Below are 19238 nucleotides of genomic sequence, written 5' to 3' on the forward strand. Positions count from 1 at the left end.
GTTGTTATTGTTCGGCGCCGGTCAGTGGCGTCGACAGGGGATACGGTATCTGGCAATTCGTCGTCGTTGTTATCGTGTTTTCCGGGTGCCCTCGGTGGCGGAATGATCGGCTAGGGCACAGCGCGCGATGATGACCTTCTGGACGTCCGAGGCGCCCTCGTAGATGCGCAGGGCGCGTATCTCGCGGTAGAGGCTCTCGACGATATGCCCCTTGCGCACACCGTCGCCGCCATGCAGCTGGACCGCCTTGTCGATCACCGCCTGGGCGCGGTCGGTGGCGTAGAGCTTGGCCATGGCGGCTTCGCGTGTGACCCGCTCGGCGCCCATGTCCTTGGTCCAGGCGGCGCGGTAGACCAGCAGTGCGGCCGCATCCACGTCCAGCGCCATCTCGGCCAGGTGCCCCTGCACCATCTGCAGGTCGGCCAGGCTGGCGCCGAACAGTTCGCGGTTTCCGGCGCGGTCGAGCGACTCATCCAGCGCGCGGCGGGCGAAGCCCAAGGCGGCGGCGCCCACCGTGGAGCGGAACACGTCGAGTACCGCCATGGCGATGCGAAATCCCTGGCCGGGCTGGCCGATCATGGCGCTCGCCGGCAGTTTCATATCATTGAAGCCGAGCCGTGCCAGCGGGTGTGGCGAGATCGTCTCCAGCCGCTCGCGAATCTCGAGGCCCGGCGTGTCTGCCGACACCAGGAAGCAGGAGAGCCCCTTGGCCCCCGGCCCATCGCCGGTGCGGGCGAACAGGGTGTAGAGATCGGCGATGCCGCCGTTGGAGATCCAGGTCTTCTCGCCGTTGATGCGGTAGCCGTCGCCGTCACGCTCGGCCGTGGTGTCGAGCTGGGCCACGTCGGAGCCGGAGCGCGGCTCGGTCAGGGCGAAGGCGGCCAGCGCCTCGCCGCGGCGGGTCTTATCCAGCCACGCCTTCTGCTCTGCGCTGCCGAACAGGCTGATGGCACCGGTGCCGAGCCCCTGCATGGCGAAGGCGAAGTCGGCCAGGCCGTCGTGGCGGGCCAGGGTCTCGCGAATCAGGCAGAGGCTGCGTACGTCGATGGCGTCGCCGGCGGTGCCATCGAGAAAGCCCGCCTGGCCCAGGTCTCGCACCAGCTGTATGCAGGTGGAATCGACGTCGGCGTGGTCCCGTGGCAGCTCGCGGCTGCACCAGGCTTCCAGGCGCTCGGCCAGGTCGCGGTGGCGCGGCTCGAAGAAGGGCCAGTGAAGAAAGCTCGTGTCGCTCATCAATCCCCCTCGAAGACCGGCTTCTGTTTGGCGGCGAAGGCGCGATAGGCCCGCTCGAAGTCGCGGGTCTGCATGCAGATCGCCTGGGCCTGGGCCTCGGATTCGATGGCCTGGTCGAGGCTCATCGACCACTCCTGGTTGAGCTGGGTCTTGGTGATGCCGTGGGCGAAGGTCGGCCCCTGGGCCAGGCGGGTGGCGTAGGCGATGGCTTCGGCCTCCAGTGCCTCAGGCTCCACCAGGCGATTGTAGAAGCCCCATTGATGGCCCTCCTCGGCGCTCATGCTGCGCCCGCTGTAGAGCAGGTCGGCGGCGCGCCCCTGGCCGATGATCCGAGGCAGCATGGCGCAGGCGCCCATGTCGCAGCCGGCCAAACCCACCCGGGTGAAGAGAAAGGCGGTACTGGCTCGGGGCGTGGCGAAGCGGATGTCCGAGGCCATGGCAATGATCGCCCCGGCACCGACGCAGATGCCATCGACGGCGGCGATGACCGGCTTGGTACAGTGGATCATCGCCTTGACCAGGTCACCGGTCATGCGGGTGAAGGCCAGCAGCTCCTTCATGTCGCTATCGACCAGCGGTGCGATGATTTCGTGGACATCGCCGCCGGAGCAGAAGTTGTCGCCGTTGGCGGCGAATACCACCGCCTTGACGTCCTCGGCATAGACCAGGTCGCGGAAGGTGTCGCGCAGTTCGGCGTAGCTGTCGAAGGTGAGCGGGTTCTTGCGCTCGGGGCGGTTCAGGCGAATGACGGCGACCTCGCCCTCCATGCGCCAGAGGAAGTGCTGCGGGGTCAGTTCCGCCAGTTTCATTGTCTTTCTCCCGTATCGGCCGGCAAGCCGTGCAGCAGCTCGCCGATATGGTGGGCATCGTCTTCGGTGACGCCGTCGAGCAGGGCATTGACCCAGCCTTCGTGGGCGACGGCCATGTCCGAGAAGGTGGCGCGCCCGGCCGCGGTGAGCCGTACCAGGGTGGCGCGCCGGTCCCCCTCGATGGCGATACGTTCCACCAGGCCATCGTCGACCAGGCGCTCGACGATGCCGGTGACATTGCCATTGGAGACCCGCAGCCGCTTCGACAGCTCGTTCATTTTCAGGCCCTCCGAATCGCGGAAGAGCGCTGCCATGACGTCGAACCGGGGCAGGGTGGAGTCGAACGACAGGCGCAGCTTTTCACGCAGCTCCGCCTCGACCTGGCGGGTCACCCGCAGCATGCGCAGCCAAAGTCGCAGCCGCTCCTTGCTCAGGGTTGCCTCTCGAATAATCGGGGCCGTCATGTTTCGCCTCCCGAAATGGAGATTGCCTGACCGTTAATGGCGCCGCTGTGGGGGCCGCAAAGCCATAGCGCCGTGGCGGTGACCTCGGCGGGCCTGATCAGCCGCCCCGTGGGATTGGTCGATTGAAAGTGAGAGCGGGCCTGCTCAGGGCTCTGACCGGTCTTGTCGACCACCTTGGCAATGCTGGCTTCCAGCAGGGGTGTATCGGTGAAGCCGGGGCAGAGCGCATTGACGGTGATGTCTCGGCCTGCGGTTTCCCGGGCCAGGGCGCGTACCAGGCCCACCACCCCGTGCTTGGCGGCGCAGTAGGGTGCCACGTAGGCGTAGCCCTTGAGCCCGGCGGTGGAGGCCACGGCAATCAGGCGCCCGCCATCGTTGAGGTGGCGCAGTCCCTCGCGCAGGGTCAGGAAAACGCCGGTGAGGTTGACGTCGAGCATGTGCTGCCACTGCGCCAGGGTGGTGCGCGAGAGCGGCGCGCTCTCGGCCGCCCCGGCGTTGGCGATGACGATATCGACCTCGCCCAGTCGCTCGAAGAGCGCGATCATGTCGGTTTCGCTGGTGACGTCGGCCACGGCAGTTGAAACGTTCGGGTGCCCTTCGGCCACGGCCTCCAGTGCCGCCCCCCGCCGTCCGGTGATGGTTACCGCGGCGCCGGCCTCGGCGAAGGCCTGCGCCATGTCGGCACCGATGCCGCTGCCACCGCCGGTGATGACCACGCGCTTGCCCTGCATTTTGCTTTCGCTCACATCATCGCTCATGTCCACCCCTCGCCGCGCTCGGCCAGGCGCTGGAGCTGGTCGCGGCCGGGGCCATAGGGTTGTGGCCAGTCGCACTGGCTGTCACCGAGGCCCGCCGCGGCGTGCAGTGTCCAGTAGGGATCGGCCAGGTGCGGCCGGGCCAGGCAGACCAGATCGGCGCGGCCCGCCATCAGGATCGAGTTGACGTGGTCGGCCTGGTAGATGTTGCCCACCGCCATGGTGGCCATGCCAGTTTCGTTGCGGATGCGATCGGAGAAGGGGGTCTGGAACATGCGACCGTACATCGGCTTGGCCCGGGTCGAGGTCTGACCGGCGGAGACGTCGATGATGTCTATCTCGGCGCCCTTGAGCAGGCGGGCTATTTCGACAGCCTCATCGGGGGTGACACCCTCGTCGCCGACCCAGTCGTTGGCCGAAATGCGCACCGCCAGCGGCTTGTGAGTCGGCCACGCCTGGCGCACCGCGCGGATCACCTCCAGCGGGTAGCGCATGCGATTTTCCAGCGAGCCGCCGTACTCGTCATCGCGGCGGTTGGTCAGCGGCGTGATGAACGAGGAGAGCAGGTAACCGTGGGCGGCGTGTACCTCGAGCATGTCGAAGCCGGCGCGCTCGGCCATGCGTGCCGCGGCGACGAATTCGTCGCGTACGCGGTCCATGTCGGCGCGGTCCATGGCCTTGGGCACCGGATTACGATCCGACCACGGCACGGCGGAGGCCGCCAGGATCGGCCAGTTGCCCTCGGGCAGCGGGGCATCCATTTCCTGCCAGCCGAGCTGGGTGGAACCCTTGGGACCGGAGTGGCCGATCTGGGCGCACAGCTTCGCTGGGGTCTCGACGTGAACGAAATCGCACAGCCGCTTCCAGGCCGCTTCGTGCTCCGGGGCGTAGAAGCCCGGGCACCCCGGGGTGATGCGCCCTTCGGGCGATACACAGGTCATCTCGGTATAAACCAGCCCGGCGCCGCCCTTGGCGCGCTCGGCGTAATGCACGAAGTGCCAGTCGGTGGGGCGTCCGTCCACCGCCTTGTACTGGGCCATGGGGGAGACCACGATGCGGTTGGTGAGTCGCATGTCGCGAAGCGTGAAGGGGGCGAACATCGGCGCCCGCGACTCGCCCTCGTTGCCGGCTTGCTCCTGGAACCAGCGCTCGGCGCTTTCAAGCCACTGTGGGTCGCGCAGGCGCAGGTTCTCGTGGCTGATGCGCTGGGAGCGGGTCAGCAGGGAGTAGTTGAACTGTACCGGGTCGAGATCCAGGTAGCGTTCCACCTGCTCGAACCACTCGGTGGAGTTGCGCGCCGCCGACTGCAGGCGCAGCACCTCGGTGCGACGCTCCTCTTCATAGCGGGCGAAGGCGCTGGCCATGTCGGGTTCGCTGTGCAGGTACTCCGCCAGGGCGATGGCGCTCTCCAGCGCCAGCTTGGTGCCGGAGCCGATGGAGAAGTGCGCGGTGGCGGCGGCGTCGCCCATCAGCACCACGTTGTCGAAGCTCCAGCGCTCGCACAGCACCCGGGGGAAGTTGATCCAGGCGGAGCCGCGTATGTGGTGGGCATTGGTCATCAGTGCGTGGCCGCCCAGATGGCGGGCGAATATCCGTTCGCAGACGGCGATGGACTCCTGCTGGCTCATCTCGCCGAAGCCAAAGGCCTCCCAGGTGGCTTCGCTGCACTCGACGATGAAGGTCGCGGTGTCGGCGTCGAACTGGTAGGCATGGGCCCACACCCAGCCGTGTTCGGTCTTCTCGAAGATGAAGGTAAAGGCATCGTTGAAGGTCTGGTGGGTACCGAGCCAGACGAACTTGCAGGCACGCACGTCGATATCGGGATTGAAGTGTTCGGCATAGCGCTGGCGGGTGCGGGAGTTGAGGCCGTCGGCGGCCATCACCAGGTCGAACTCGCGGCGCAATTCATCGATGGCGGTGTCGGGGATGTCGCTCTGAAAGCGGAGCTCGATGCCGAGCTCGCGAGCGCGGGCCTGCAGCAGCAGTAGCAGGCGGTGACGGCCGATGCCGCAGAAGCCGTGACCGGTGGAGACCGTCTTCACGCCATCGTGGATCACCGCGATGTCGTCCCAGTAGGCGAAGTGTTCGCGGATGTGCGCTGCACTCACGGCATCGTTGGCGGCCAGGTTGTCGAGCGTTTCGTCAGAGAGCACCACGCCCCAGCCGAAGGTGTCGTCGGGAAGGTTGCGCTCGAACACCACGATCTCGTGAGCGGGGTCGTGCAGCTTCATGCTGATGGCGAAGTAGAGCCCTGCTGGGCCCCCGCCGAGACAGGCTATCCTCATGGGGTGTGATCTTCCGCCGGTTATCGTTGTTTGTCTTGAGACTAGGTCGCAATCGAATATAGTTCAAGTATGAAATTTCATGATTGAAGTTTCGAGCTTGAACTATATCGTCCTGGATTCTGGCCGACCCAGGATTGACAGCGAGCCTGGCAGGGGTGAGTCTGTGCTTTCAGGTCGAAATGGCATCGGCTTCATAAGGGAAGGAGGCGGACATGCTGGAAGATTGTAAGAGCGCTCGGGAGCGCTGGGGTGGCGTACACCAGCTGATCGACCGCTGGCTCGACGAGCGGCGCGAGCTTCTAGTGAACTTCATCGAGCTCAAGGAGGCCTGCGACACTGAGCTCGAGGCCGTGAGCAAGCCCCAGATCGATCGCTTCAGTGAGCTGCTGATGGACTATATCAGTGCCGGTCACTTCGAGATTTACCCCCAACTGCGGGAGGAAGCACTGGCCTTCGAGGATCAGGATGCCCTGGGGATCGCCGCGAAGCTGTTGGAGCGCCTAGAAATGTCCACCGAGCTGGTGCTCGCCTTCGATGCCGACTACTCCACGCCAGTGCGCTGCCAGCACTTTCTGCCACGGCTGCCTGCCTGGCTCGACCGCCTGGCCAAAGGGCTGACCGAACGCTTTGCCCTGGAAGACCAGTTGATTGCACGGCTGCATGCCGCCCACACGCCGCTGGCCACTTCACAGGCCGAGCCGAACAGGGCCTGAGAGCCGGGCCTGGAAACAAGGCTCAGAGAATTGACACTACCGAATTGATCGGCAAATCACCTGAGAAACGCCCTGGGCCGCTTGACCGCCCAGGGCGTTTTTCATTCATGGGCGCCAGGACAAAATGTCACTCGGCTTGGGTGGCTGGAGCCGTCCTGGTGCGCCGGCCCTGTCCCAGAACGAGCATGCAGGGCGTCAGCAACAGCGTCAGCCCGGTGGCAAATACCAGGCCGCCGGCGATAGCGCTGGAGAGCTGGGTCCACCACTGGGTCGACGGCGCCCCGAAGCCCAGGCTGGGGGCGAACAGGTTGACGTTGATTCCCAGCACCATGGGCATCAGCCCGAGTACCGTGGTGATGGCGGTGAGCAGTACCGGGCGCAGGCGCAGCCCACCCGCTTCCAGGGCCGCCTGGGCAGGGCCGAGGCCTTCCCGACGCAGCTGGTTGTAGGTGTCGATCAGCACGATATTGTTGTTCACCACGATGCCCGCCAGGGCGATGATCCCCATGCCCACCATGACGATGCCGAAGGGCTGACCGTTGATCAGCAGGCCCATCAGCACGCCAGCCGTGGAGAACACGATGGCCGACAGTACCAGCGCAGCCTGGTAGAGGCTGTTGAACTGGGTTACGAGTATCAGTGCCATCAGGCCGATCGCCACCAGGAAGGCGGTGATCAGGAAGCGGCTGGCTTCCTCCTGCTCTTCCTGTTCGCCGGCCACATTGACCTGGACGCCGTTGGGCAGGGCGGAGGGGTCCATCGACTCCATCAGTGCCCGCAGCCGCTCGTCGGGCTGGTAGCCGTCCGCCACGTCCGCTTCCAGGGTAACCGCTCTGCGCCCATCGATGCGGTGCAGGGTGCCCACCTTGGGAGCGGGCTCGAGGCTGGCGAAGTGCGAGACGGGTATCTGGCCACGCAGGGTATTCAGTGTCAGCCGGTCGAGCTGGTCAAGGGTGCGCGAGGCGTGGGGAAGGCGTACGCGAATGTCCACTTCATCCGGGGCGTGTGCCGGCCGGTAGCTGGCGACCTGCAGGCCGGTGGTGATGAGCTGCACGGCGCTGCCGACGGCGGCTACGTCCGTACCCAGCCGGGCGGCGGCCTCGCGGTCGACGTTGAGGCGCCATTCGATGCCGGGCAGGCTGCGATTGTCCTCGATGTCGCGAAAGCCACCCAGGCGCTCCATGGCGCTGCGGATGTGGGCGACGGCGGCATCGCCGTCCGCCGGTTCCTCGGCGCTGACCTCGAGCACGATGGGCTTGCCGGCGCCGGGCCCCTCCTCCTGCTGGCGAAACTCCAGGACTATGCCGGGCAGGTCAGCGGTACGCTCGGTCATCTCGTCCATGATCTGTCGGGCTGGCCGGCGCTGCTGCCAGTCGATCAACTGGAACTGCACCACGCCGATCACGTCGTTGCCGATCTGCTCGTCGGGTACGCCGTAGGAACGGGCATAGAGCGCCTGCACTTCGCTCATGCCTGCCAGGCGTGCCTCCACGCGACGCACGATGGCGTCCTTCTCGATGGTGGAAAAATCCCCCCGGGAGCGCACGACCACCTGGGCGCCGTCGGGTTCGACCGCAGGGAAGAACTCTACGCCATGATTGAAGCGGCCGTAGCCGGTGAAAATCAGCGCCATCAGCAGCAGGGCAACGAGCAGTGTCATGCCGGGCCAGGCAAGCAGGCGGGCCAGCACGGCACGATAGAGACGCCCGCCGGCGGTGATCAGTTCGTCGCCATGGGCGGGGCGGGACGTGCGGGCGCTTAACAGTCCCCCCAGGGTCGGCAGGAAGATGAGTGCCATGGCGAGAGAGGCGAGCAGGCAGAGGATCACCGTGGCCGGCAGGTACTTCATGAATTCACCCACCACACCGGGCCAGAATAGCAGCGGTATGAAGACGGCAAGGGTGGTTGCGGTGGCGGCAATCACCGGCCAGCTCATCCGTGCGGCCGCGTTGACCCAGGCGTCGTGGGGTGACTGTCCCTCGCGCAGGTTGCGATCGGCCAGTTCGCTGACCACGATGGCGCCGTCCACCAGCATGCCGGCGACCAGGATCAGGGCGAACAGCACCACGATGTTGAGGGTATAGCCGATCGCCCAGATCAGCAGGATGCCGGTGAGGAAGGCGCCGGGAATGGTCAGCCCCACCATCAGCGCCGAGCGCAGCCCCATGGCGGCCAGTATCACGACCAGCACCAGAACCACTGCGGTCAAGACGTTGTTGAGCAGCTCCGAGAGCATCTGCTCGACGGTGTCCGACTGGTCCATGATGGTGGTGATGCTGAGTTCGTCCGGCAGCAACGGTTCGGCCTCCGCCAGCACCTGGCGGACGCTGGCGATGGTGGCGATCAGGTTGGCCCCGGCGCGCTTGGAGATTTCCAGCACCAGGGCGGGTTCGTCGTCGATACGGGCGAACCCGTCGGGATCCTTGAAGGAGGGGTGGATCCAGGCGACATCGGCGAATGTCACGACCCGGTCACCGTCGACCTTGACCGGCATGTCCATGACGTCTTCCAGCGATGCGATGATTCCCGGCACCTTGATCGGGGCGCGGCCGGCGCCGGTGTCCAGGCTGCCTGCGGCCACCAGCCGGTTGTTGCGGCTGATGAGGCTGAAGAGTTCATCGAAGTCCACACCGTAGCTGTCGAGCACCAGGGGGTCGAGCACGATCTCCAGCATCTCCTCGCGCTCGCCGCCGATATCCACCTCGAGAACCTCGGGTATCCCCTCCATGGCATCCTGGAGGCGACGGGCGATGGCGAGGCGCTGGGTTTCCTCCAGGGCACCGGATATGCCCAGGGTCAGTACCGGGAAGAGCCCAACGTTGACCTCGAAGACCCGGGGTTCATCGGCCTCCTCGGGTATTTCTGCGCTGGCGATATCGACCTTCTCGCGGACGTCGGCCAGCGCCTGGCGCGGGTCGAAGCCGGCATCGAACTCCAGGGTCACGGCGGCGTGGCCCTCGCTGGACTGGGCCGTCATCTTGCTGACCCCTTCGATGGTGCGCAGCTCCTGTTCCATGGGGCGAACCAGCAGCCGCTCGCCATCCTCGGGGCTGACCCCCTCAAGCGAGAGGGAAACGTAGATGATGGGAATCGCGATGTCCGGATTGGCCTCCTTGGGCACTACCTGCCAGGCGGCGAAGCCGGCCAGCAGCAGCGAGGCCAGAATGAGCAGGGTGGTCCGCGAACGGTCCAGCGCTGCTTCGATCAGGGTGCGCATGGTCAGGGGGTCTCCCGTGCCGCCTGGTCCTGCTCGATCGCCACCGCCGTGACACGATCGCCCTCCGTGACGAACCCGCCCCCGAGGGTGATCAGGCGCACCGTCTCGGGCAGGCCGGTGGCCCGCACCTCCCGGGTATCGGTCTCCACCAGGCTGACTCGGGAGATCACGACCCTGTCGTCATCGTCCAGATGCTTCACGCGCAGTTGGCCCTCTTCATCCAGCTCCAGCAGCGCAGGAGAAAAGCGGTGAACGTAGCGCTCCGGCAGGGTGATGGTCAGGCTGGCGCTGGCGCCGGCAACCCGGCGCCGCTCCGGGTTGTCGAGGGTTGCCTCGATGTAGTACGAGCGGGTGGCATCGTCGGCGCGGCTGGCCACATGGGTCAGTTCGCCGGGGAGCGTGGTGCCGTCCAGCAGGCGCACCTCTACGGGCAGGCCGGGTTCGAGGGTCAGGGCGTCACGTTGAGAAACCCAGGCGCTGGCGGTGAGGCGGCGGTCATCGATTAGTCGGCCGTAGGCCTCGCCGGGCTGCAGTACGTCGCCGAGCTCCACGTCCAGGCGGTCGAGCTTGCCGTCGAAGGGGGCAGCGGGGCGGGTCTCGGCCAGGGCATGGCGCAGTTCGGCCACATCGGCGGCGGCCATGCTGACGCTGCTCTGCAGGCGGAGGTATTCGGGTTGGGAGATCAGTTCGCGCCGACGCAGGTCGTCGGCGCCGCTCAGTTCGGCCCGGGCCAGGGTGAGCTGGTCCTCGGCTCTCGCCAGCTGTGCCTCCAGGGCATCTGTCGAAAGGACCAGCAGGGACTCGCCCGCTTCCACCCGGCTTCCCAGGGAGACCGGCAGCTCCGAGACCCGTCCGGCCTGGCGGCTGCGGAGTTCCACCTCTCGGGCGGCTACCAGTTGGCCCTGAGCGACCAGGCGCGGCGCGTGGGGCGCGGCCTGGCTGAGCCGGTACTCGACGCGGGTCGGTGTCTCGGCGGGTTGGGCTTCGCCAGGGGGGGGCTGCTGCTGAAAACGATCGAAGTCGCCGAGTGCCAGCCACAGCAAGAGCGCCAGCAGCAGGACTGCGGCCAGCAGATAGGAAAGAGGAGGACGTCTGGGCATTCGAACTTCCGTGGTTTGGCGTCAGCGGCGAGTACGCGCGCTACTACAGCCTGGCGCAGAGTGTGTTAAATGAATCGCATTAATCTACTGCAAAAGCCGGGCGTTGGGCCAATTTCATTCAATCTGTTTCGTTATAGAAGCGGCAAATTCCCCTGAGGGCGATAATTTTCGCAGTATTTCATCGAAAGGGAAGACTTCGTGCACGAAATGACAGGCTTTTCCGAGGCTATCGCGTCAGCTGCCTAGCCGGAGGTCGGATTGAGTTTTGTGCACTGCAGGCATAACATTCACCGCGTTCCGAATCCGAGCCAGGGCGGCCCGATGCCGGCCGGCTCATCCTCACGGCGACCAATCCGAAGGAGCAATGATGAAAGATCCCGTACGTATTGCCATTACCGGCGGTGCTGGCCAGATCAGCTACTCCCTTATCTTCCGTATCGCGGCTGGCGACATGCTGGGCCCGGATCAGCCCGTCATTCTCCAGCTGCTCGAGATCACGCCGGCCATGGATGCCCTGAACGGCGTGGTCATGGAAGTGAACGATTGTGCCTTCCCGCTGGTGCAGGACATCGTCGCCACCGACGATCCCAATGTCGCATTCAAGGATGCCGATTTCGCCCTGCTGGTCGGCGCTCGCCCGCGCGGCCCCGGCATGGAGCGCAAGGACCTGCTCGAAGCCAACGCCGCGATCTTCTCCGTGCAGGGCAAGGCGCTGAACGACAACGCCAGCCGCGACGTGCGCGTCCTGGTGGTGGGTAACCCTGCCAACACCAACGCCCTGATCGCTTCCTGCAATGCGCCGGACCTCAGTCCGCGTCAGTTCACCGCCATGACGCGCCTGGACCATAACCGCGCCCTGACCCAGCTGGCCCAGAAGACCGGCAAGCGTGTCACCGACGTCGAGAACATGATCATCTGGGGCAACCACAGCGCGACCCAGTACCCGGACCTGGCTCACACCAAGGTGGACGGCAAGCCGGCCTTCGACCTGGTCGAGCGCGACTGGTACGAGAACACCTTCATCCCTGACGTGCAGCAGCGTGGCGCGGCGATCATCAAGGCGCGCGGTGCCTCTTCCGCCGCTTCTGCCGCCTCTTCCGCCATCGACCACATGCGCGACTGGGCGCTGGGCACCGACGGCGTGGTGAGCATGGCGATTCCCTCCGATGGCAGCTACGGCATCGAGAAGGGCATCATCTACTCCTACCCGGTGCGCTGCCAGAACGGCGACTACGAGATCGTCCAGGGTCTCGAGGTCGACGACTTCAGCCGTGGCCGCATGAAGGCCACCGAAGACGAGCTGCGTGAAGAGCGCGCCGCCGTCGAGCACCTGCTGGGCTGATCGCATAGATAGCCGCACGACAACGCCCCGACGAGACGCCTCGTCGGGGCGTTTTTTGTTGGTGTCGTGGCAGGAAAAACAGCTGTTGGAGCGCTCGGTTCGGCGCTCCGAGTTCCCATCGCGACTGGCGCCGGCAGGCGCCTCGGCGGAGGCTGCAACGTCAGTGGCTGTCGCCAGCGCAGGGTGGCACCGCCGGGAGGCCTTCGGCCTCCAGTCTTGAGCTGAAGCTTCCTCCAACAGCGGTGTAGCACCGTCGGTGGAAACAGTCGCTGTTGGAGCGCTCGGTTCGGCGCTCCGACTCCGCATCGCGACTGGCGCCGGTAGGCGCCCCGGTGAAGGCCACCGTCAATCCCGCAGGCTGATGATCCGCCAGCCTTTCTGCTCGGCCACTTCACGCAGGGTGTCGTCCGGGTCGACGGCAACCGGGTGGTCGACGAGCTCCAGTAGCGGCAGGTCGTTGTGAGAGTCGCTGTAGAACCAGGAACCGTCCAGGGTCAGGTCCTTGTCGGCCAGCCACTCCTCCAGGCGCTTCACCTTGCCTTCTCTATAGCTGGGCGTGCCGCTCACCTTGCCGGTATAACGGCCGTCGACCATTTCTGGTTCCACGGCGATCAGATGGTCGATGCCCAGGCGTTCTGCAATCGGGCCGGTGATGAAGCGATTGGTGGCGGTGATGATCAGCAGGGTGTCGCCCCGGGTCCGATGCCTGGCGACCAGTTCCTCGCCCTTGGCGAGGATGTGAGGTTCGATCTTGCTGGCCATGAACTGCTGGTGCCAGGCGGCCAGCTGTTCGGGGCTGTTGTCGACCAGTGGTTGCAGTGCCACGGCGAGGAAGGCGTGGATATCCAGCGTGCCGGCGTTGTAGTCGGCCATGAAGCGGTCATTGGCTTCCCGGTAGGCCTGCGGGTCCACAGCGCCCTGTTCCAGCAGGAACTCGCCCCAGGCGTGGTCGCTGTCGATGGACAGCAGGGTGTTGTCCAGGTCGAAGATGGCCAGACTCACGGCTTACCTCTTTCGATTGTTGAATGCATGGTTGAATAGAAGCCAGCGGCAGATAACGACTGACATTCATAAAAGCCCCGGATTATGGCAGACATCGCTCGCCGGTGCTAAGCCACGGGTCGTGCTGCTTTCCTCTCCTTGTACAGTGTGCATGGGAGGCGCCGTTATTTTGTTGTATTGATGCGCTTCCCGGCATTGTGGAAGAATGGCTATCAATGATGAATTTACAAGGTGACGTCCGTGATCGACGCTGACGGCTTTCGCCCCAACGTTGGCATCATCATCGCCAACGGAAAGGGGCAGCTGCTTTGGGCACGTCGGGTAGGACAGAATGCGTGGCAGTTTCCCCAGGGAGGCATCAAGGCAACCGAAACACCGCAACAGGCCCTCTACCGCGAGCTGGAAGAGGAAATCGGCCTGACTACCGATGACGTCGAATTGCTTGCCTGTACCCGGGGATGGCTACGCTATCGCCTGCCGCGACGCATGGTTCGCATGCATTCCAAACCGGTCTGTATCGGCCAGAAACAGAAATGGTTCCTGCTGCGGATACGCTGTCAGGAGAGCCGGATTTGCATGGATCGTTCGGGGAAGCCCGAGTTCGATGGCTGGCGCTGGGTCAGTTATTGGTATCCACTGGGCCAGGTCGTACCCTTCAAGCGTGAGGTCTATCGCCGTGCATTGAGAGAGCTCTCCCCACGGGCTCAGCGGCTGGCGCTGGAAGGGCGCTGATGCACAGTCGGTGGCAGTCCAGGAGTCGGGCGAGTCGTAACGACGGTGTCGATGGCACTATCTCGCATCGATTTCCTCAGCTAGGCGGGAGATGAGAACAATGGAAAGTAAAACGCCGATGCTGGAGGTTCTGCGACGGGTCATCCAGGAGGTAAACGGGGCTCGCAACCTGGATGCGGCCCTGGCCACCATGGTGCGTCGTATCCGCAAGGCCATGCATACCGATGTGTGCTCTTTCTACCTCTTCGACCCCGAGATCGAAGAGCTGGTGTTGATGGAGACTATCGGTCTCCACAGCCGGGCCGTGGGGCGCGTCAGCCTGCGGGTAGGGGAGGGTCTGGTCGGGCTGGTGGCGGAGCGGGAGGAGCCGCTCAACCTGGAGGATGCGCCGGCTCATCCTCGCTTCCGCTATTTCGAGGCTACCGGCGAGGAGCGCTATTCGAGTTTTCTCGGGGTGCCTATCATCCATCAGCGCCGCATGCTTGGCGTACTGGTGGTGCAGCAGGGTGAAAAACGCCGCTATGACGAGGAGGACGAAGCCTTCCTCATTACCATGGGGGCGCAGTTGGCCGGCGTGCTCGCCCATGCCCTTGCCACCGGTAGCCTGACCCGGCCTAGCTTGCCGGGTGGGCAGGCGCTTTTTACAGGCGTTGCCGCGTCACCAGGCATGGCTATCGGCGAGATCGTGGTCATCGCTCCGCCGGCGGACCTTAGCAGTGTGCCGGACCTGGTGCCCACCGATGTCGAGCACGAGATCAGCCGGCTTCGCGTGGCCATTGGACGCGTACGCGAAGAAATCAAGGCCGCCGGGGAGCGCCTGGCCAACCGGATTTCAGCTCAGGAGCTGGCGCTGTTCGAGGTCTATCAGCAGATGCTCAGCGAGGCGGCGCTTTCCCAGGAGGTCGAAAAGCGCATCCGCGAGGGCCAGTGGGCGCCGGGAGCGCTGGCTGATGTCGTGCGCCGCCACGTGCAGTATCTCGAGCGGGTCGATGACGACTATCTGAGGGAGCGCGCTGCCGACGTGCGCGACCTGGGGCGCCGCGTACTGGCCCACCTCCAGGAGGAGACCCCTCAGGTCCCCGATGTCTTTCCCGAAAGCACCATCCTGGTGGGTGATGAAATCAGCGTCGCCACGCTGGGCGAGGTGCCCAGGGAACGGCTTGCGGGCTTGGTTTCCGTGCGCGGTTCCAGCACCTCTCATGTGGCTATCATCGCCCGGGCCATGGGTATTCCCACCGTGCTGGGCATGGTCGACCTGCCCCTGCCGCGACTCTCCGGCGCCAGGGTGGTGCTGGATGGCCACCGCGGGCGACTCTTTGTGCGACCGTCGGATGAACTGGAGAGCCGTTACCGCAGCCTGATCGCCGAGGAAGAGGCGCTGACCGAGGTGCTGGAGCATGAACAGGACCTGCCCAGCGAGACTCCCGATGGCCATGTGATGCCGCTGATGGTCAATACCGGCTTGGCCATCGATATGACGGTATCGCTGAAGAAGCGAATCAGCGGTGTCGGTCTCTACCGAACCGAAGTGCCGTTCATGATTGCCGAACGCTTTCCCGGTGAACAGGAGCAGGCCAGGCTGTACCGCGATCAGTTGGAAACCTTCTCACCGCTGCCGGTGGTCATGCGCACCCTGGATATCGGCGGTGACAAGGACCTGCCTTACTTCCCCATCGAGGAGGCCAACCCCTTTCTCGGCTGGCGTGGTATCCGGGTCACCCTCGACCACCCCGAAGTGCTGATGGTGCAGCTGCGCGCGATGCTGCGTGCTTCCTGCGGACTGGGCAACCTGCAGGTACTGCTGCCGATGGTGACCAATGTCGACGAGGTCGACGATGCCCTGAAGCTGCTTGACCGGGCCATTCGCGAGCTAGGTGAAGAGGGGGTGACGGCGCAGCGCCCGCTGATCGGCGTGATGTTGGAGGTGCCGGCAACCCTCTATCAGCTCGATGCCCTGTCCGAGCGGGCCGATTTCTTCTCGGTGGGCAGCAACGACCTGACTCAGTACCTGCTGGCTGTGGATCGTAACAACCCCAGGGTTGCCGGCCTCTACGACGCCTGCCATCCGGCCGTGCTTTCGGCCATGTCACGCCTTGCGGAGGAGTCTGGCAGGTTGAAGAAGCCGATCTCGGTGTGTGGCGAACTGGCCGGCGACCCAGCGGGTGCGCTCCTGCTGATGGGGATGGGGTTCGATGCGCTGTCGATGAATGCGCCCAGCCTGCCTCGCGTTCGCGCCGCCATTCGGCGCGTGTCGTTGAATGCGGCACAGGCCCTGGTGCAGGAGACCCTGACCCTGAATACACCGGGAGCGGTGCGCAGCCACCTCTTTTCACGGCTCAGCGAATGGCAGCTGGCGCACCTGCTGCCGCCGCGGGACTGATGCGCCCATGTGCCTGATTGCCTTCGACTATCGCCCGGGCTGTCGTTTCCCCCTTAGGCTGGTGGCCAACCGCGATGAATTCTACCAGCGCCCATCGGCGCCCCTGGGGCAGTGGCAGGAGGCGCCGGATATTGTCGGCGGCCGTGACCTGGAGGCCGGTGGCAGCTGGTTGGCAGTGCATCGACGCGGCCGCTTTGCAGCCGTCACCAATGTGCGCGATCCCGAGCTCAAGGTTTCCGCCGACGCCCCCAGCCGTGGCTACCTGGTGCGAGAGGCGCTGGAGTACCATGATCTCGCCGGTTGGCTGAAAGGGCTGGCTGATGGAGAAGGCTGGCGATATGCCGGCTTCAACCTGCTGGTCGGCGAGATGGATCGGCTGTGGCATTTGCACCGGGGGCGTGACCGGCTGGTGCTTGGCGAAGTCACTCCCGGTGTCCATGGGCTCTCCAACGCCGGGCTGAACACCCCCTGGCCCAAGTTGATCAAGGCGCGACAGGGCGTGGTCGAAGCCCTGCGTTGCGGCCGTTGGCCGGAGGAAGCCCTGGCGGCCCTGTCCGATGCGTCTCGGGCCGAGGATGACCAGTTGCCCGATACCGGCATCAGCCTGGAGCTAGAGCGTCTGCTATCGGCCCCCTTCATCGTTGGTGAGCAGTACGGTACCCGTGCCATGAGCTGGCTGGAGTGGGATGCCGAGCGCGGCGCCATCCGTCTTGGGGAGCGCCGTTTCGGTCCCGGCGGCATGTTTGCCGGGGAGAACGAGGAGAGTGTCGCGCTTGCCCGCCAGGTACCGTCATGACAGCCGTATCCGCGCGGCGTACACTCTAATGAACGACGCGTTAGCACAGGGATGAGAATGCACCCCGCAATTCACAAGGATCGCCTCTGGTCGCATCTTGTCTGGCCGCTGCTATGGCCGCTGCTCCTGGCACAGCTGTTGTTGGTGCTGCTCTGCCTGGCCGTCGGGCTGTTTCTCTGGCTGGCCACACCCGACCCCACCTCCTGGGCGGCTTCCGGTTGGCTGCTGCTGACGCTGCTGGTCGGCACCACCTTGACCACCGCAGCCTTTCTGCTGCAGCTACGGCACCGGCTGCGGGAGTGCGAAGCGCAAATGGAGGAGGGGTTGGGGCGTGTTGAGCGGCTGCTGCTCGAAGCCGACCAGATATTGCCGTGCTGGCTCGCCCCTCCGGTCCTGGCCGTCTCCGACCTGGACTCCCCCAATGCGCGCCTTGAGAAACTCCAGACCAATGTGGCTCAGTTGCACGCTCGCCTGCGTCAGGCGCCCGACCTGGGAGGGTTGCTCATGTCGGTATCGCGTCCGGCACTGCTTCTTTACCAGGGTCGTATCGTCGCTGCCAACATAGCCATCGAGCGCTTGATGGGGGTGCGAGCCGAGGGCCTGGAGAGCCCGGAAACGCGGCTGCGCAGCATGCCGGTACGCGACGGGGAGCCCATTGAAATGCAGGTGCTCGATGCGGAGGAGCGCTGGCGTCAGTTGGAGGTGGAGCGTTTCGAAGCCGGGGACTATCAACTGCTGCTGTTTGACGATCTGCGCGACAGGCTGCCCCAGCTCGGGGGGCTGGTTGCTGCGCGTGAGCGTGCCCGGGAGGACTCCCGGCTCAAGTCACGCTATCTGACCCTGTTGCAGCGTGAGCTGGAGCCGTTGCTCACCGAACTGACCGAGCAGATGCAGAAACCCGATTGCCTTGCGCCGGGACACCTCACCGAACTGCGCGAGCGCATGGCCGAAGTCACCCTCCTGGTGAAGAGTCTCGCCGGTGACGGTATCGCGCATGAATCCCCCGACGGCTCGCTGGTGTCCACACCGGCTCTACCGCTGCGCGTCCTCGTCGTCGATGACGGGCCGGTCAATCGCATGCTCGCCAGCCAGGTGCTGGAAGGACAGGGCTTCGAGGTCGACTGCGTGTCCAGTGGGCAGGAAGCGCTGGATCGCCGTCCTTTGCAGGCCTACGATCTGGTGTTGATGGATATCTACATGCCCGACATGGATGGCCTGGAGGCAGCGCGCCGCTGGCGTGAGCTGGAGGCGGGCGACCCCGAAGGGAGTCGCAGCGTCCTGGTTGCCCTCACCGCGAATGCCAGTGAGGAGGATCGCCGCCGCTTCCGCGAGGCGGGGATGGACGACTACCTGGCCAAGCCCTATGGTCCCCGGGCACTCATTGACCTGTTGCGCCACTGGCGGCCGGATGCCTTCGATGTGCCCGCTTCCTCTTGACCCTGCGTGTCCGCTTTCGGCCACCCTCCCTGCCTTTTTCTGCCACTCCCCTTGTCTGCGACTGCCACCCCGGCCGGGTGAGGTGGGTGGCCCCGAGATTTATGCCTTGAGGATGCCATGAACTATCCCGATATCGACCCGGTCGCCATTGCGCTGGGGCCCTTTCAAATACACTGGTATGGCCTGATGTATGTCATCGGCTTCGTCGGAGCCTGGTGGCTGGGTCGCCTGCGGGCCGAGCGAGTGGGCCTGACCCGCGACGACGTGGGCGACCTGCTCTTCTATGCCGCCATTGGGGTGGTGGTCGGTGGCCGCCTGGGCTACGCGCTCTTCTACGGCATGGGCCAGTGGCTGGCAGACCCGCTCTGGGTGTTTCGGATCTGGGACGGCGGCATGAGCTTTCACGGCGGCCTGATCGGGGTGCTGCTTGCGGCACTCTGGTTCGCCCGGAAGAAGCGGATGGCCTTCTTCACCCTCACCGACTTCTTTGCCCCCATGGTACCCATCGGCCTTGGCGCAGGGCGGATCGGCAACTTCATCAACCGTGAGCTGCCGGGGCGGGTCACCGAGCTGCCCTGGGGCATGCCGTTTCGCGGCATGGGGCCAGAACCGCGCCACCCCACGGCGCTCTACGAGGCCTTTCTCGAGGGCCTGGTCCTCTTCGTGGTGCTCTGGTGGGTGTCCGCCCGACCTCGCCGGCGCGGGCTAGTCTCCGGGTTATTCCTGCTGCTCTATGGCGTGTTCCGTTTCCTGGTCGAGTTCTTCCGACTGCCGGATGCCCATATCGGCTATCTCGCCTTCGACTGGTTCACCATGGGGATGCTGCTGACGCTGCCGATGATCGCCTTCGGCATCGTGCTGATTCTGTGGTCGCGCCGCCAGCCGGTGGACGAGGTGTCACGAAGTGATACTCGGCCTGAATAGGACGGGAGCCGGAGAGACAGGTAGACTCACGGCCTAGCGACTATTCCAT

Annotated in this window: 15 protein-coding genes; 7 read left to right on the forward strand and 8 right to left on the reverse strand. The window is 65.1% G+C overall.

The genetic code is table 11. From position 1 onward, the window contains the following. Nucleotides 1-69 precede the first annotated feature (69 nt). From KZO25_RS00240 to KZO25_RS00260, 5 genes are read right to left on the reverse strand one after another with little or no spacing between them, the layout of a single operon-like run. Entirely contained in the window at nucleotides 70-1233 is a 1164-nt protein-coding gene (locus KZO25_RS00240; protein WP_223135450.1) for an acyl-CoA dehydrogenase family protein, read from the reverse strand. Then, complete coding sequence (locus KZO25_RS00245; protein WP_223135451.1) at nucleotides 1233-2042, reverse strand: enoyl-CoA hydratase family protein; 810 nt, start codon at nucleotides 2040-2042, stop codon at nucleotides 1233-1235. The genes KZO25_RS00240 and KZO25_RS00245 overlap by 1 nt, the downstream gene beginning before the upstream one ends. After that, entirely contained in the window at nucleotides 2039-2506 is a 468-nt protein-coding gene (locus KZO25_RS00250; RefSeq protein WP_223135452.1) for a MarR family winged helix-turn-helix transcriptional regulator, read from the reverse strand. Before KZO25_RS00250 ends, KZO25_RS00245 begins: the two co-directional genes overlap by 4 nt. After that, nucleotides 2503-3252, reverse strand: a complete 750-nt coding sequence (locus tag KZO25_RS00255; protein WP_316935306.1) for an SDR family NAD(P)-dependent oxidoreductase — start codon at nucleotides 3250-3252, stop codon at nucleotides 2503-2505. Before KZO25_RS00255 ends, KZO25_RS00250 begins: the two co-directional genes overlap by 4 nt. Nucleotides 3253-3260: 8 nt before the next feature. Then, a complete protein-coding gene (locus tag KZO25_RS00260) occupies nucleotides 3261-5546 on the reverse strand; it encodes a bifunctional salicylyl-CoA 5-hydroxylase/oxidoreductase (RefSeq protein WP_223135454.1) in 2286 nt (761 codons plus the stop codon). 212 nt (nucleotides 5547-5758) lie between these two features. Between KZO25_RS00260 and rsd the strand changes: the two genes are divergently transcribed. Continuing rightward, nucleotides 5759-6259 carry a sigma D regulator gene (rsd, locus tag KZO25_RS00265; protein WP_066445079.1) on the forward strand — a complete coding sequence of 167 codons (501 nt, stop codon included), beginning with the start codon at nucleotides 5759-5761 and terminating at the stop codon, nucleotides 6257-6259. 127 nt (nucleotides 6260-6386) lie between these two features. On the opposite strand, the gene KZO25_RS00270 is transcribed toward rsd, so the two are convergent. Together KZO25_RS00270 and KZO25_RS00275 are read right to left on the reverse strand one after the other, a co-directional pair. Further along, nucleotides 6387-9476, reverse strand: a complete 3090-nt coding sequence (locus KZO25_RS00270) for an efflux RND transporter permease subunit (RefSeq protein WP_223135455.1) — start codon at nucleotides 9474-9476, stop codon at nucleotides 6387-6389. Between the two features lie 2 nt (nucleotides 9477-9478). After that, nucleotides 9479-10576, reverse strand: coding sequence for an efflux RND transporter periplasmic adaptor subunit (locus tag KZO25_RS00275; RefSeq protein WP_066445076.1), 1098 nt, complete (start codon nucleotides 10574-10576; stop codon nucleotides 9479-9481). Nucleotides 10577-10943: 367 nt separating this feature from the next. Between KZO25_RS00275 and KZO25_RS00280 the strand changes: the two genes are divergently transcribed. Then, a complete protein-coding gene (locus KZO25_RS00280; RefSeq protein ID WP_223135456.1) occupies nucleotides 10944-11918 on the forward strand; it encodes a malate dehydrogenase in 975 nt (324 codons plus the stop codon). A gap of 345 nt (nucleotides 11919-12263) precedes the next feature. On the opposite strand, the gene KZO25_RS00285 is transcribed toward KZO25_RS00280, so the two are convergent. Then, a complete protein-coding gene (locus tag KZO25_RS00285) occupies nucleotides 12264-12920 on the reverse strand; it encodes an HAD family hydrolase (RefSeq protein WP_223135457.1) in 657 nt (218 codons plus the stop codon). A gap of 240 nt (nucleotides 12921-13160) precedes the next feature. Here KZO25_RS00285 and KZO25_RS00290 point away from each other — a divergent pair, with 240 nt between their 5' ends. From KZO25_RS00290 to lgt, 5 genes are all read left to right on the forward strand, one after another. After that, complete coding sequence (locus tag KZO25_RS00290; RefSeq protein ID WP_066445066.1) at nucleotides 13161-13652, forward strand: RNA pyrophosphohydrolase; 492 nt, start codon at nucleotides 13161-13163, stop codon at nucleotides 13650-13652. Nucleotides 13653-13770: 118 nt separating this feature from the next. After that, on the forward strand, nucleotides 13771-16032 hold the full coding sequence (gene ptsP / locus KZO25_RS00295; RefSeq protein ID WP_066445060.1) for a phosphoenolpyruvate--protein phosphotransferase: 2262 nt from the start codon (nucleotides 13771-13773) through the stop codon (nucleotides 16030-16032). A gap of 7 nt (nucleotides 16033-16039) precedes the next feature. After that, nucleotides 16040-16828: an NRDE family protein gene (locus KZO25_RS00300; protein WP_223135458.1), complete on the forward strand. Its 789-nt coding sequence runs from the start codon at nucleotides 16040-16042 to the stop codon at nucleotides 16826-16828. Between the two features lie 57 nt (nucleotides 16829-16885). Beyond that, complete coding sequence (locus KZO25_RS00305) at nucleotides 16886-18265, forward strand: response regulator (RefSeq protein WP_223135459.1); 1380 nt, start codon at nucleotides 16886-16888, stop codon at nucleotides 18263-18265. Nucleotides 18266-18382: 117 nt separating this feature from the next. Then, nucleotides 18383-19189 carry a prolipoprotein diacylglyceryl transferase gene (gene lgt, locus KZO25_RS00310; RefSeq protein ID WP_223135460.1) on the forward strand — a complete coding sequence of 269 codons (807 nt, stop codon included), beginning with the start codon at nucleotides 18383-18385 and terminating at the stop codon, nucleotides 19187-19189. Nucleotides 19190-19238: the final 49 nt, after the last annotated feature.

The sequence above is a fragment of the Halomonas sp. ANAO-440 genome (assembly GCF_019915905.1).
In the GTDB taxonomy this organism is placed as follows: Bacteria; Pseudomonadota; Gammaproteobacteria; order Pseudomonadales; family Halomonadaceae; genus Halomonas; species Halomonas chromatireducens.